The organism is Agromyces sp. NPDC127015, assembly GCF_042725165.1.
Classification (GTDB): Bacteria; Actinomycetota; Actinomycetes; order Actinomycetales; family Microbacteriaceae; genus Agromyces; species Agromyces chromiiresistens.
The window spans coordinates 15,351-27,181 of sequence record NZ_JBHXDI010000007.1; the positions used below are offsets into that span (position 1 = coordinate 15,351).

General features: G+C 69.0%; 20 protein-coding genes. All 20 read right to left on the bottom strand.

Going from position 1 to position 11,831, the window contains the following annotated elements:
* Positions 1-106: 106 nt before the first annotated feature.
* Entirely contained in the window at positions 107-505 is a 399-nt protein-coding gene (gene rpsK / locus ACFWGP_RS18470) for a 30S ribosomal protein S11 (protein WP_022889749.1), read from the bottom strand.
* A gap of 32 nt (positions 506-537) precedes the next feature.
* Entirely contained in the window at positions 538-918 is a 381-nt protein-coding gene (rpsM, locus tag ACFWGP_RS18475; RefSeq protein WP_231430112.1) for a 30S ribosomal protein S13, read from the bottom strand.
* Between the two features lie 163 nt (positions 919-1,081).
* The gene (gene rpmJ, locus ACFWGP_RS18480) at positions 1,082-1,195 is read right to left on the bottom strand and encodes a 50S ribosomal protein L36 (RefSeq protein WP_056734976.1); all 114 of its coding nucleotides are present in this window, start codon (positions 1,193-1,195) and stop codon (positions 1,082-1,084) included.
* Between the two features lie 68 nt (positions 1,196-1,263).
* Positions 1,264-1,485: a translation initiation factor IF-1 gene (gene infA / locus ACFWGP_RS18485; protein ID WP_011186713.1), complete on the bottom strand. Its 222-nt coding sequence runs from the start codon at positions 1,483-1,485 to the stop codon at positions 1,264-1,266.
* 225 nt (positions 1,486-1,710) lie between these two features.
* Entirely contained in the window at positions 1,711-3,372 is a 1,662-nt protein-coding gene (ptsP, locus tag ACFWGP_RS18490) for a phosphoenolpyruvate--protein phosphotransferase (RefSeq protein WP_231430111.1), read from the bottom strand.
* 97 nt (positions 3,373-3,469) lie between these two features.
* Positions 3,470-4,297 (bottom strand): type I methionyl aminopeptidase, encoded by an 828-nt coding sequence (gene map / locus ACFWGP_RS18495; RefSeq protein ID WP_376931536.1) that lies wholly within the window; start codon positions 4,295-4,297, stop codon positions 3,470-3,472.
* 5 nt (positions 4,298-4,302) lie between these two features.
* Positions 4,303-4,941 (bottom strand): adenylate kinase, encoded by a 639-nt coding sequence (locus ACFWGP_RS18500; protein ID WP_231430110.1) that lies wholly within the window; start codon positions 4,939-4,941, stop codon positions 4,303-4,305.
* Positions 4,938-6,263: a preprotein translocase subunit SecY gene (secY, locus tag ACFWGP_RS18505; protein ID WP_231430109.1), complete on the bottom strand. Its 1,326-nt coding sequence runs from the start codon at positions 6,261-6,263 to the stop codon at positions 4,938-4,940. The genes ACFWGP_RS18500 and secY overlap by 4 nt, the downstream gene beginning before the upstream one ends.
* A 132-nt stretch (positions 6,264-6,395) precedes the next feature.
* Positions 6,396-7,061: a 50S ribosomal protein L15 gene (rplO, locus tag ACFWGP_RS18510; RefSeq protein WP_376931537.1), complete on the bottom strand. Its 666-nt coding sequence runs from the start codon at positions 7,059-7,061 to the stop codon at positions 6,396-6,398.
* Positions 7,061-7,246, bottom strand: a complete 186-nt coding sequence (gene rpmD / locus ACFWGP_RS18515; protein ID WP_022889741.1) for a 50S ribosomal protein L30 — start codon at positions 7,244-7,246, stop codon at positions 7,061-7,063. Before rpmD ends, rplO begins: the two co-directional genes overlap by 1 nt.
* Positions 7,246-7,929 carry a 30S ribosomal protein S5 gene (gene rpsE, locus ACFWGP_RS18520; RefSeq protein WP_374201161.1) on the bottom strand — a complete coding sequence of 228 codons (684 nt, stop codon included), beginning with the start codon at positions 7,927-7,929 and terminating at the stop codon, positions 7,246-7,248. The genes rpmD and rpsE overlap by 1 nt, the downstream gene beginning before the upstream one ends.
* Positions 7,930-7,943: 14 nt before the next feature.
* On the bottom strand, positions 7,944-8,303 hold the full coding sequence (gene rplR, locus ACFWGP_RS18525) for a 50S ribosomal protein L18 (RefSeq protein WP_231430107.1): 360 nt from the start codon (positions 8,301-8,303) through the stop codon (positions 7,944-7,946).
* Positions 8,304-8,305: 2 nt separating this feature from the next.
* On the bottom strand, positions 8,306-8,842 hold the full coding sequence (gene rplF / locus ACFWGP_RS18530) for a 50S ribosomal protein L6 (protein WP_231430106.1): 537 nt from the start codon (positions 8,840-8,842) through the stop codon (positions 8,306-8,308).
* 6 nt (positions 8,843-8,848) lie between these two features.
* On the bottom strand, positions 8,849-9,247 hold the full coding sequence (gene rpsH / locus ACFWGP_RS18535; RefSeq protein ID WP_231430105.1) for a 30S ribosomal protein S8: 399 nt from the start codon (positions 9,245-9,247) through the stop codon (positions 8,849-8,851).
* Between the two features lie 171 nt (positions 9,248-9,418).
* A complete protein-coding gene (rplE, locus tag ACFWGP_RS18540; RefSeq protein WP_231430104.1) occupies positions 9,419-10,003 on the bottom strand; it encodes a 50S ribosomal protein L5 in 585 nt (194 codons plus the stop codon).
* The gene (rplX, locus tag ACFWGP_RS18545; protein WP_231430103.1) at positions 10,003-10,362 is read right to left on the bottom strand and encodes a 50S ribosomal protein L24; all 360 of its coding nucleotides are present in this window, start codon (positions 10,360-10,362) and stop codon (positions 10,003-10,005) included. Before rplX ends, rplE begins: the two co-directional genes overlap by 1 nt.
* A gap of 3 nt (positions 10,363-10,365) precedes the next feature.
* Positions 10,366-10,734, bottom strand: coding sequence for a 50S ribosomal protein L14 (gene rplN / locus ACFWGP_RS18550; RefSeq protein WP_156999952.1), 369 nt, complete (start codon positions 10,732-10,734; stop codon positions 10,366-10,368).
* Positions 10,735-10,767: 33 nt separating this feature from the next.
* Positions 10,768-11,082: a 30S ribosomal protein S17 gene (rpsQ, locus tag ACFWGP_RS18555; protein ID WP_231430102.1), complete on the bottom strand. Its 315-nt coding sequence runs from the start codon at positions 11,080-11,082 to the stop codon at positions 10,768-10,770.
* 1 nt (position 11,083) lies between these two features.
* Positions 11,084-11,410: a 50S ribosomal protein L29 gene (gene rpmC / locus ACFWGP_RS18560; RefSeq protein ID WP_231430101.1), complete on the bottom strand. Its 327-nt coding sequence runs from the start codon at positions 11,408-11,410 to the stop codon at positions 11,084-11,086.
* Complete coding sequence (gene rplP / locus ACFWGP_RS18565; RefSeq protein ID WP_022889731.1) at positions 11,410-11,829, bottom strand: 50S ribosomal protein L16; 420 nt, start codon at positions 11,827-11,829, stop codon at positions 11,410-11,412. The genes rpmC and rplP overlap by 1 nt, the downstream gene beginning before the upstream one ends.
* Positions 11,830-11,831: the final 2 nt, after the last annotated feature.

The window sequence follows — 11,831 nt, forward strand, 5'->3', positions numbered from 1 at the left end:
TCCGCTATATGACACCTGCGAGGTCGAGGATCTTGAGTTGTGAGAGAACGGATGCCGCGTGGTCGGCCGGAACGCGCGTTCCGGCCGACCTCGCGGCGTGGAGGAGTTAGACGCGGCGGCGCTTCGGCGGGCGGCAGCCGTTGTGCGCCTGCGGCGTCACGTCGTTGATGCTGCCGACCTCGAGGCCCGCGGCCTGGAGCGAGCGGATCGCGGTCTCACGGCCCGAGCCGGGGCCCTTGACGAACACGTCGACCTTCTTCATGCCGTGCTCCTGCGCCTGGCGCGCGGCCGACTCGGCGGCGAGCTGCGCGGCGAACGGGGTCGACTTGCGCGAGCCCTTGAAGCCGACGCCGCCGGAGGAGGCCCAGCTGATCACGGCACCGTTGGTGTCGGTGATCGAGACGATCGTGTTGTTGAACGTCGACTTGATGTGGGCCTGGCCCACGGCGATGTTCTTCTTTTCCTTCTTGCGCGGCTTGCGAGTAGCCGCCTTGGGTGCTGCCATGTGTGAAATCTCCTAGATCTGGCGACGAGCGGTTACTTGCGGCCGGGCTTCTTCTTGCCGGCGACGGTGCGCTTCGGGCCCTTGCGGGTGCGAGCGTTGGTCTTGGTGCGCTGACCGCGGACCGGGAGGCCCCGGCGGTGGCGCAGACCCTCGTACGAGCCGATCTCGACCTTGCGGCGGATGTCGGCGGCCACCTCGCGGCGGAGGTCGCCCTCGACCTTGAAGTTGCCCTCGATGTAGTCGCGGAGGGCGACGAGCTGGTCGTCGGTGAGGTCCTTCACGCGGATGTTGCCGTCGATGCCGGTCTCCGCGAGGGTCGTCAGCGCGCGAGTGCGGCCGACGCCGTAGATGTACGTCAGTGCGATCTCCACGCGCTTCTCGCGCGGGATGTCGACTCCTGCCAGACGTGCCATGTTGTGGCTTCTCCTGTTTTCGAAGTGGAGGTGTGGAGCACTGCCGGTGCCCGGGCCTCCGTCCCGAGGTGTCCCCCGCACGGAGCGGGTTCTGGCAGTGCCGATTCGGTGTTCAGTTGTGTGCTCCGGGGCGCGCACGCGGGCACGCCCCGGCGTCTCGCGACTAGCCCTGGCGCTGCTTGTGGCGCGGGTTCTCGCAGATGACCATCACGCGGCCGTGGCGGCGGATGACCTTGCACTTGTCGCAGATGCGCTTGACGCTGGGGTTGACCTTCACAGTGGTTCCTCTTGGATCGCTGTCCTCGTACCCGCGGGGTGCCGCGGGCCGTTACTTTCCGGCAGCCCTTACTTGTAGCGGTAGACGATGCGGCCGCGCGTCAGGTCGTACGGGCTCAGCTCCACGATCACGCGGTCCTCGGGGAGGATGCGGATGTAGTGCTGGCGCATCTTTCCTGAGATGTGCGCGAGGACCTTGTGCCCGTTGGTCAGTTCCACCCGGAACATCGCGTTCGGGAGTGCCTCGATGACCGAGCCTTCGATCTCGATGACGCCGTCTTTCTTGGCCATAGCCTCACTATCGCTTGGAGTTGGGGATGCTGGTCGTGCGATGATGCTGCACACGAGGCCCCGGGCGACCGCGTTCCGGCCGCAGGGCCGGTCGTCGGGCACGCCGAGGCAGGCGGGCAGAACACCAAGGGTCAACTTTAGGACATTTCCGCCGGTTTCGCCAGTCGAGGCGCACCCGACGGGCCGGGACCCGGCCAGAACGACCTCGGATGCCGCGGCAGCGGCTCAATCGCGCGTGTACGCCGCCTCGTCGGCGGCTGCGGCCCGGGCGGCCCGGGCGTCCTCCGCGACGAGTGCGGCGCGCGCGATCCGCCGCGCGTCGGAGGCGGTCACCCGCGCGAGGCCCGCCCGTACGCCGGCGAGCGCCGAGGCCGACATCGACAGGCTCGTGGCCCCGAGGCCGACGAGCACGACGGCGAGGAGCGGATCTGCGGCGGCCTCGCCGCACACGCCGATCGGTCGGCCGAGCGCGGCACCGGCCTCGCCGACCTCGCCGATGAGCCGGAGCACCGCCGGGTGCCACGGGTCCTGCAGTTCGGCGGCACCCGCGAGCTCGCGGTCGGCGGCCATCGTGTACTGGGTCAGGTCATTGGTGCCGATCGAGGCGAAGTCGACGGCGGCGAGCACGTGCCGCGCGGCGAGCGCCGCCGCCGGCACCTCGATCATCACACCCGCCGACGGCAGCCCGGCCTCGCGGACGAGGTCTGCGAAGTACCTCGCCTCCTCGGCCGTCGCGACCATCGGCGCCATCACCCTGAGGTCGACCGTGTGCCCGGCGGCCGCTGCGCCGAGGGCCGCGAGCTGGTCGCGCAGCACGGGCTCCGCCTGTCGCAGCGCGCGGATTCCGCGCACCCCGAGCGCCGGATTGGCCTCGTGCCGGATGCCGAGGAAGGCCAACGGCTTGTCGGCGCCGGCGTCGAGCACCCGCACGACGACGCGTTGCCCCTCGAACGCGGCGAAGAGCGCCTCGTACGCCGCCTGCTGCGCGACTCGCGACGGCGCACGCTCGGCGTCGAGGAAGAGGAACTCGGTACGGAAGAGGCCCACCCCCTCCGCTCCCAGCCGGAGGGCCTCCGCCGCGCCCGACGGGTCGCCGAGGTTCGCCTGCAGCAGCACGGCCGTGCCGTCGGCGAGGCGCCCGGGGCCGACGGGGGCGTCGGCCTCTTCGGCGAGCCGCGCGCGCCGTTCGGAGGCCGCCTCGAGCGCGACCGCGTCGGGCTCGCGCGTGACCCGTCCGGCATCGGCGTCGACGACGACCGTCTCGCCGTCGACGAGCCCGGCGGCGCCGGCGGCACCCACCACGGCGACGAGCCCCTTCTCCCGCGCGAGGATCGCCGTGTGCGAGGTCGGGCCGCCCTCGACGGTCACGATGGCGAGCACCCGGTCGAGATCGAGCGTGGCGGTGTCGGCGGGCGCGAGATCATGGGCGACGAGCACGAACGGATGCCCGGGGTCGGGTACGCCGGGCGCCGGAACATCGTGCAGCTCCGCGATCACGCGCTGCGCGAGGTCTTCGAGGTCGTTCGCCCGTTCCGCGAGATAGCCCCCCATGCCCGCGAGCAGGTCGCGATAGCCCGCGAACGCGTCGAAGACGGCGCGTTCGGCCGTGATCCCGGCGGCGAGGCGCTCGGTGACGCTCGCGTGCACGGCCGGGTCCTCCAGGATGAGCGCCTGCGCCTCGAGCACGTCGTGGGCGGCGCCGGTCGTATCCGCTGAGCGACGACGGAGCTCGGCGGCGACCGCCGCTGCGGCGGCCTCGGCCCGAGCGAGCTCGTCGTCCGCGCCGATCGCGCTCGGCGCCGACGACGGTTCGGGCTGCGGCGGCGCCATCCGGGCGACCGGGCCGACTGCGACCCCTCGACCGATGCCCGTCCCGATGATCTCCATCTGCAGAACCCCCGGTTCGAGTCGTCGGGGGCCGCGCGAAGCGCTCCCCCGTTCACCCTATCCCGCGGTGCGCGCGGAGGCTCCGGCGATTCGGCGATCAGGCGATCGGCGCCGGAACGATGCCGAACGGGGCCAGGCCCGCTGCGCCGCCGTCCTCCGCGGTGAGCACCCAGATCCCGCCCGCGTGCACCGCGACGCTGTGCTCCCAGTGGGCGGCATCGGCGCCGTCGGCGGTCGTCACCGTCCAGTCGTCGTCGCGCACGAACGTGTCGACGGCGCCCGCGACGAGCATCGGCTCGATCGCGACGACGAGGCCGGGCTTCACCGCGGGCCCCTTGCGATCGACCCGGTAGTTGAACACCGGCGGCTCCTCGTGCATCTGACGACCGATGCCGTGGCCGACGTAATCGGTGAGGATGCCGTAGTCGCCCTCGCCCGTGACGTACTCCTCGATCGCGGCGCCCACCTCGTTGAGGTGCGATGCCCGGGCGAGCGTCGCGATGCCATGCCACAGCGCGGCCTCGGTCACCCGCGAGAGCTCCTCGCGTGCCGCCACGATCTCGGGCCGGGCGGGATCGGGGATGACCAGGCTGAACGCCGAGTCGCCGTTCCAGCCGCCCACGTCGGCTCCGCCGTCGACCGACACCAGGTCGCCGGCGCGGAACGGGCGATCACCCGGGATGCCGTGCACGATGTCGTCGTTCACCGAGACGCACAGCGTGTGCCGGTACCCCGGCACGAGCTTGAAGTTCGATCGGCCGCCGGCCGCGACGATCGCCCGCTCGGCGGCGGCGTCGAGTTCGAGCCCCGTCGCCCCCGGCACGACGCGGCGTCGGGCCTCGGCGAGGGCGCCGGCCGTCGCCCGGCCGGCCGCGACCATCGCGCGGAGGTCGGCCGGCGACTTGTAGATCGAGCGGCGGAACACCGCGCTCAGGCCGCGGCGCCCGGGTGGCGCGGAGCAAGCCCCCGTGCCGCGAGCGCCTCGAAGATGCGCGCCGTGACGTCGGCGAGGGCGCCGACGCCGTCGATGCGGAGGACGAGCCCCCGTGCACGGTACACGTCGAGGATCGGTGCGGTCTCGCGCTCGTAGATCGCGAGACGGTTGGCGATCACCTCTTCGGTGTCGTCCGTGCGGCCCTGCTCGACGGCGCGCTGGTGGATGCGCTTGATCGACTCGTCGCGCGGCACCTCGAGTTCGATGACGGCGTCGAGCGATTCGCCGCGCGAGGCGAGGAACTCGTCGAGGTCGTCGACCTGGCCCCGATTGCGCGGGTAGCCGTCGAGGAGGAACCCGGCCGAGGCATCGGGCTGCTGGAGCCGGTCGCGCACGAGCTCACTCGTGAGCGCGTCTGGCACCAGGTCGCCCGCCTCGATGATCGCCTGGACCCGCTTGCCGAGCTCGGTGCCGCCCGCGACGTTCGCGCGGAAGATGTCGCCCGTGGCGACCTGGGGCACGCCGAAGGCGGCGGCGACGAGCACGCCCTGCGTACCCTTGCCGGAGCCCTGCGGTCCGACGATCAGGAAACGGGCCGAGGTCGCGGCGGCCCCGCTCGCGGAGGTCGGCGTCATCGGAGAAGTCCTTCGTAGTGTCGCTGCTGGAGCTGGGCGTCGATCTGCTTCACCGTCTCGAGCCCGACGCCGACGATGATCAGGATGGACGCGCCGCCGAACGGGAAGTTCTGGTTCGCGCCGACCATCGAGAACGCGATGAGCGGGATGAGGGCGATGAGGCCGAGGTAGATCGAACCCGGCGCGGTGATGCGCGTGAGCACGTAGTCGAGGTACTCGGCGGTCGGACGGCCGGCACGGATGCCCGGGATGAACCCGCCGTACTTCTTCATGTTCTCCGACACCTCGTCGGGGTTGAAGGTGATCGCGACGTAGAAGTAGGTGAACCCGACGATGAGCAGGAAGTAGAGCAGCATGTAGAGCGGGTGGTCGCCCTTGGTCAGGTAGTTCGTGATCCACACGACCCAGGCCTGGGGGTCCTCGCCCTGCTTCGCCTGGTTGAACTGCGCGATGAGCGCCGGCAGGTACAGCAGCGACGAGGCGAAGATGACGGGCACGACGCCGGCCATGTTGACCTTGATCGGGATGTAGGTGTTGTTGCCGCCGTAGGTGCGGCGGCCGACCATGCGCTTCGCGTACTGCACCGGGATGCGCCGTTGCGATTGCTCGACGAAGACGACCGCGACGACGATCGCGAGTCCGACGAGGATGACGATCGCGAAGACGTCCCAACCGCGGGCGATGCCGATGGCCCAGAGCGAGCCGGGGAACTGGGCGGCGATCGACGTGAAGATGAGGAGCGACATGCCGTTGCCGATGCCGCGCTCGGTGATGAGCTCACCCATCCACATGATGAGGCCCGTACCGGCGGTCATCGTGATCACCATCAGGAGGATCGCGTACCAGGCGTCGTTCGTGATGAGGGCGGAGCACGCCGGGTCGGCCGTCGGGAAGAGCGCGCCGGAGCGGGCGACCGTGATGAGCGTCGTCGACTGCAGGACGCCGAGGGCGATCGTGAGGTAGCGGGTGTACTGCGTGAGCTTGCCCTGGCCCGCCTGGCCCTCCTTGTAGAGGGTCTCGAAGTGGGGGATCACGACGCGGAGCAGCTGCACGATGATCGACGCGGTGATGTACGGCATGATGCCGAGCGCGAAGACCGAGAGCTGCAGCAGCGCACCGCCCGAGAACAGGTTCACGAGGTCGTAGAGGCCCGTCGCGCCTGCGGCGGCATTGGCCGCGAGGCACTGCTGCACGTTGCCGAAGTCGACGAACGGCGCGGGGATGAAGGATCCGAGCCGGAACAGGGCCACGATGCCCAGCGTGAACCCGAGCTTGCGGCGAAGATCCGGCGTGCGGAAGATCCGCCCGATGGCGTTGAACACTCGTCCTCCTGTTGCTCCGCGCTAGGCGCCGGTGCGGCACGCGGAGTTCGTTCGTATACGACTCGAGCCAGTCGAGACCCCGCTAATCCTACGCGAGGTCCCGACTGGCTCGAACCAATCGTGAGTCCGGTCTTACTTGACCGAGCCGCCGGCGGCGACGATCTTCTGCTCGGCCGAGCCGGAGACCTTGTCGACGGCCACGTTGAGCTTCACCTGCAGGTCGCCGTTGCCGAGCACCTTGACGCGCTCGTTCTTGCGGACCGCACCCTTCTCGACGAGGTCGGCGACGGTGACGTCGCCGCCCTTCGGGTAGAGCTCGGCGAGCTTGTCCAGGTTGACGACCTGGTACTCGACGCGGAAGGGGTTCTTGAAGCCGCGGAGCTTCGGCGCACGCATGTGGTACGGAAGCTGGCCGCCCTCGAAGCCGGGGCGCACCGTGTTGCGGGCCTTCGTGCCCTTGGTGCCGCGACCGGCGGTCTTGCCCTTCGAACCCTCACCGCGACCGACGCGGGTCTTGTCCTTCTTGGCGCCGGGCGCCGGGCGCAGGTGGTGCACCTTCAGGACCTGCTCGCGCTTCTCCGCGACGTCGGCCTTGGGGGCCGCCTTCTTCGCGGGAGCCTTCTTCGCAGGGGCCTTCTCGGCCGCAGCGCTGTCGGACTTCGCGGCAGCGGTCTTCGCCGGAGCCTTCTTCGCAGGAGCCTTCTCGGCCGGGGCCTTCTCGGCAGCCGCCTTGGCGGGCGCCTTCTTGGCCGGAGCCTTCTTCGGGGTCTCCTCGGCGACGTTCTTCTCGTCAGCCATTAGTCAATCTCCTCAACCTTCACGAGGTGAGCGACGGTGTTGACGTACCCGCGGTTCTGCGGGGTGTCCTCACGCACGACCGACTGGCCGATTCGCTTGAGCCCGAGGCTGCGCAGCGTGTCACGCTGGTACTGCTTCTCGCTCACCTTGGACTTGATCTGGGTCACCTTGAGCTGCTTGGCCATCAGGCACCTGCCTTCGCTGCTGCAGCGGCCTCGGCCGCCTGTGCCTCGGCACGGATGAGGCGCGCCGGGGCGACCTCGTCGTAGTCGAGACCACGACGGGCGGCGACGGCACGCGGCTCCTCGAGCTGCTTGAGCGACTCGACCGTGGCGTGCACGATGTTGATCGTGTTCGACGAGCCGAGCGACTTCGACAGCACGTCGTGGATGCCGGCGCACTCGAGCACGGCGCGCACCGGACCACCGGCGATGACACCGGTACCGGGCGAAGCCGGACGCAGGAGCACGACGCCGGCAGCGGCCTCGCCCTGCACGGGGTGCGGGATGGTGGTGCCGACGCGCGGGACGCGGAAGAAGTTCTTCTTCGCCTCCTCGACGCCCTTCGAGATCGCCGTCGGGACCTCGCGCGCCTTGCCGTAGCCGACGCCGACGAGACCGTTGCCGTCACCCACGACGACGAGTGCCGTGAAGCTGAAGCGACGGCCGCCCTTGACGACCTTCGACACGCGGTTGATGGTGACGACGCGCTCGAGGAACTGGCTCTTCTCGGCGTCGCGGCCGCCGCGGTCGCGGCCGCCCTGGTTGCGGTCGCGGCCACCACGGCGCGAGTCGCGCTCGTTGCGGGCCGGCTCCGAAGCCGCAGCCGTCTCGACGGGTGCCTCTGCAGTCACCTCGGGCTCCTTCACATTGCTGTTCTCGCTCACAGGCTCAGCCCTGCCTCTCGCGCTCCATCGGCGATCGCGGCGACGCGACCGGCGTACTTGTTGCCGCCGCGGTCGAACACGACCGCCTCGACGCCGGCCTGCTTGGCGCGCTCGGCGACCAGCTCGCCGACCTTCTTGGCCTTGGCGGTCTTGTCACCGTCGAACGCGCGGAGGTCGGCCTCCATGGTCGACGCCGACGCGAGGGTGTGGCCCTTGGCGTCGTCGACGACCTGCACGAAGACGTGGCGGGCCGAACGGGTGACGACGAGACGGGGGCGGACCTCCGTGCCGACGATCTTCTTGCGAAGGCGGGTGTGGCGACGCGAACGCGAAGCCGTCTTGCTCTTCACGGCCATGATTACTTACCAGCCTTTCCGGCCTTGCGACGCACGACCTCGCCGGCGTAGCGGATGCCCTTGCCCTTGTACGGCTCGGGCTTCTTGATCTTGCGGATGTTGGCGGCGGTCTCGCCGACGGCCTGCTTCGAGATACCCGCGACCGTGAGCTTGTTGTTGCCCTCGACGGTCAGGGTGATCCCGGCGGGCGCCTCGACGGTCACCGGGTGCGAGAAGCCGAGCGCGAACTCGACGGCGCTGCCCTTCTGCGCGACGCGGTAACCGGTGCCGACGATCTCGAGGCCCTTGGCGTAGCCCTGGGTCACGCCGATGATGTCGTTGGCGATGAGCGTGCGGGTCAGGCCGTGCAGCGAGCGCGACGCGCGCTCGTCGTCGGGACGGGTCACGACGACCTGGTTGTCCTCGACCTTGGCCACGATGGGAGCGGCGACGGTGAGCGCGAGCTCACCCTTCGGGCCCTTGACGGTCACATCCTGGCCGTCGATCGTCACGGTGACGCCGGCGGGGATGTCGATGGGAAGTCGTCCAATACGCGACATAGCTGATTACCACACGTAGGCGAGGACTTCCCCACCCACGCCCTTCTTCTCGGCCTGGCGGTCGGTGAGCAGACCGCTGGAAGTGGACAGGATCGCGACGCCGAGGCCGCCGAGCACCTTGGGCAGCTCGGTCGACTTCGCGTAGACGCGGAGGCCGGGCTTCGAGACGCGCTTGATACCGGCGATCGAGCGCTCGCGGTTCGGGCCGAACTTGAGCTTCAGCGTGAGGGTCTTGCCCACGCGAGCGTCGGCGACCTCGAAGTCGGCGATGTAGCCCTCGGTCTTGAGGATCTCGGCGATGTGGCCCTTGAGCTTCGAGTGGGGCATCGACACGGAGTCGTGGTGTGCGGAGTTCGCGTTCCGCAGACGGGTCAGCATGTCAGCGACCGGGTCGGTCATCGTCATGACGATTCGTTCCTAACGTTCACCAGGTTTCAGGACCCGTTACACGGGGACTGACCTGTGGTGGTGGCCTCAGCGGTTGCGTGAGGCCGGATGTCTCGGGCCGGCCGGCCCCCGATGCGTCGGGAGCCGGCGGCTCGAGCACAAACTCGTAGAGTCTACTACACGCAGGCTTTACGCGTTCTCGACCTGCTTGAACGGGAAGCCGAGCGCCTTGAGCAGCGCACGACCCTCGTCGTCGTTCGAGGCGGTGGTCACCACGGTGATGTCCATGCCGCGGACGCGGTCGATCTTGTCCTGGTCGATCTCGTGGAACACGCTCTGCTCCGTGAGACCGAAGGTGTAGTTGCCGTGGCCGTCGAACTGCTGGTCGCTGAGGCCGCGGAAGTCGCGGATGCGGGGCAGTGCGAGCGAGAGCAGGCGGTCGAGGAACTCCCACATGCGGTCGCCGCGGAGCGTCACGTGCGCACCGATCGGCTGCCCCTCGCGCAGCTTGAACTGCGCGATGGACTTGCGGGCCTTCGTCACCTGCGGCTTCTGGCCGGTGATCTTCGTGAGGTCGGCGATCGCGCCGTCGATGACCTTGCCATCGCGGGCGGCTTCGCCGACACCCATGTTCACGACGATCTTCACGAGGCCGGGCACCTGGTGCGGGTTCGCGTAGTCGAACTGCTCGGTGAGGGCCTTGGCGATGTCGCCGCGGTACTTGGTCTTCAGTCGCGGCTGGATTTTGCCAGCCTGCGTTGCCGTGTCGGTCATTACAGGTCCTTACCTGACTTCTTGGCGTAGCGGACGCGGACGGTCTTCGTGACGCCGTCCTTCGTCACCTGCTCGGTGCGGAAGCCGACGCGGGTCGGCTTCTTCGACTCGGGGTCGACGATCGCGACGTTCGAGACGTGGATCGGCGCCTCCTGGGTCTCGATGCCACCGGTCTTCGTGCCGCGCTGGGTCTGGCCGACGCGCACGTGCTTCGTGACGTAGTTGACGCCCTCGACGATGACGCGGTTCTCGGCGACGAGCACCTCGAGGACCTTACCCTGCTTGCCGCGGTCGCCGCCGCGAGCCTGGCTGCGGCCCGAGATGACCTGGACGAGGTCGCCCTTCTTGATGTTGGCCATGACTTAGATAACCTCCGGTGCCAGCGAGATGATCTTCATGAACTTCTTGTCGCGAAGCTCGCGACCGACCGGGCCGAAGATACGGGTGCCGCGGGGGTCACCGTCGTTCTTCAGGATGACCGCGGCGTTCTCGTCGAACTTGATGTAGGAGCCGTCGGGACGACGGGTCTCCTTGACGGTGCGGACGATGACGGCCTTGACCACATCGCCCTTCTTGACGTTGCCGCCGGGGATCGCGTCCTTGACGGTCGCGACGATGACGTCACCGAGGCCGGCGTAGCGACGCTTCGAGCCGCCGAGCACGCGAATGGTGAGCAGCTCCTTGGCGCCGGTGTTGTCGGCGACCTTGACTCGTGATTCCTGCTGAAGCACTTCGAACTCCTTCTCTGAGCAAGCCGGCGAGGCTTACTTGGCCTTCTCGACGATCTCGACGAGACGCCAGCGCTTCGTGGCGGAAAGGGGACGGGTCTCGCTGATCACGACGAGGTCGCCGATGCCGGCGGTGTTCTGCTCGTCGTGCGCCTTGACCTTCGACGTCCGGCGCATGACCTTGCCGTAGAGGGGGTGCTTCACGCGGTCCTCGACCTCGACGACGATGGTCTTGTCCATCTTGTCGCTGACGACGTAGCCGCGGCGCACCTTGCGGTACGGACGGTGCTCTGCGGTCTCAACGAGCTCAGCCTCGGCGACCTCGGCCGCAGCCTTCTTGGTCTCAGCCATGTCAGGCCTCCTTCGTCTCAGCGGCCTCGGCCGGGGCTTCTGCCTCGGCCTTGGCCTTCTTCGTCTTCTTCTCGGTCTTGGCGGGGGCCGCCTCGACCGGCGCGGGAGTGGCACGGATGCCGAGCTCGCGCTCACGGATGACCGTGTAGATGCGGGCGATGTCGCGCTTGACGGCCTTCAGTCGGCCGTGGCTCTCGAGCTGGCCGGTGGCCGACTGGAAGCGCAGGTTGAACAGCTCCTCCTTGGCCTTCTTCAGCTCGTCGACGAGTCGCTCGTCTTCAAAGGTGTCGAGCTCTGCGGGGCTGAGCTCCTTGGTGCCGACGGCCATTATGCGTCGCCCTCCTCGCGCTTGATGATGCGTGCCTTGAGGGGCAGCTTGTGGATGGCACGGGTCATCGCCTCGCGGGCGAGTTCCTCGGAGACGCCCGAGACCTCGAAGAGGACGCGACCCGGCTTGACGTTGGCGACCCACCACTCGGGCGAACCCTTACCGGAACCCATGCGGGTCTCGGCCGGCTTCTTGGTGAGCGGACGGTCGGGGTAGATGTTGATCCACACCTTGCCGCCGCGCTTGATGTGACGGGTCATCGCGATACGAGCGGACTCGATCTGACGGTTGGTCACGTAAGCGGGCGTGAGCGCCTGGATGCCGTACTCGCCGAACGACACCTTGGTGCCGCCGGTGGCCTGGCCCGAGCGGCCGGGGTGGTGCTGCTTGCGGTACTTGACTCGACGGGGAATCAACATGG

Excerpts from the sequence above, each read along its gene's own strand:
- rplP (WP_022889731.1), bottom strand. The coding sequence starts at position 11,829 with ATGTTGATTCCCCGTCGAGTCAAGTACCGCAAGCAGCACCACCCCGGC.
- rpsK (WP_022889749.1), bottom strand. The coding sequence starts at position 505 with ATGGCAGCACCCAAGGCGGCTACTCGCAAGCCGCGCAAGAAGGAAAAG.
- rpsM (WP_231430112.1), bottom strand. The coding sequence starts at position 918 with ATGGCACGTCTGGCAGGAGTCGACATCCCGCGCGAGAAGCGCGTGGAG.
- rplE (WP_231430104.1), bottom strand. The coding sequence starts at position 10,003 with ATGACCGACACGGCAACGCAGGCTGGCAAAATCCAGCCGCGACTGAAG.
- rpsQ (WP_231430102.1), bottom strand. The coding sequence starts at position 11,082 with ATGGCTGAGACCAAGAAGGCTGCGGCCGAGGTCGCCGAGGCTGAGCTC.
- ptsP (WP_231430111.1), bottom strand. The coding sequence starts at position 3,372 with ATGGAGATCATCGGGACGGGCATCGGTCGAGGGGTCGCAGTCGGCCCG.
- rplR (WP_231430107.1), bottom strand. The coding sequence starts at position 8,303 with ATGGCCGTGAAGAGCAAGACGGCTTCGCGTTCGCGTCGCCACACCCGC.
- rplF (WP_231430106.1), bottom strand. The coding sequence starts at position 8,842 with ATGTCGCGTATTGGACGACTTCCCATCGACATCCCCGCCGGCGTCACC.
- infA (WP_011186713.1), bottom strand. The coding sequence starts at position 1,485 with ATGGCCAAGAAAGACGGCGTCATCGAGATCGAAGGCTCGGTCATCGAG.
- ACFWGP_RS18500 (WP_231430110.1), bottom strand. The coding sequence starts at position 4,941 with ATGACGCCGACCTCCGCGAGCGGGGCCGCCGCGACCTCGGCCCGTTTC.
- rpsH (WP_231430105.1), bottom strand. The coding sequence starts at position 9,247 with ATGACGATGACCGACCCGGTCGCTGACATGCTGACCCGTCTGCGGAAC.
- rplX (WP_231430103.1), bottom strand. The coding sequence starts at position 10,362 with ATGGCCAACATCAAGAAGGGCGACCTCGTCCAGGTCATCTCGGGCCGC.
- rplO (WP_376931537.1), bottom strand. The coding sequence starts at position 7,061 with ATGGCTGACGAGAAGAACGTCGCCGAGGAGACCCCGAAGAAGGCTCCG.
- rpmD (WP_022889741.1), bottom strand. The coding sequence starts at position 7,246 with ATGGCCAAGCAGCTCAAGGTGACCCAGATCAAGTCCAAGGTGAGCGAG.
- rpmC (WP_231430101.1), bottom strand. The coding sequence starts at position 11,410 with ATGGCCGTCGGCACCAAGGAGCTCAGCCCCGCAGAGCTCGACACCTTT.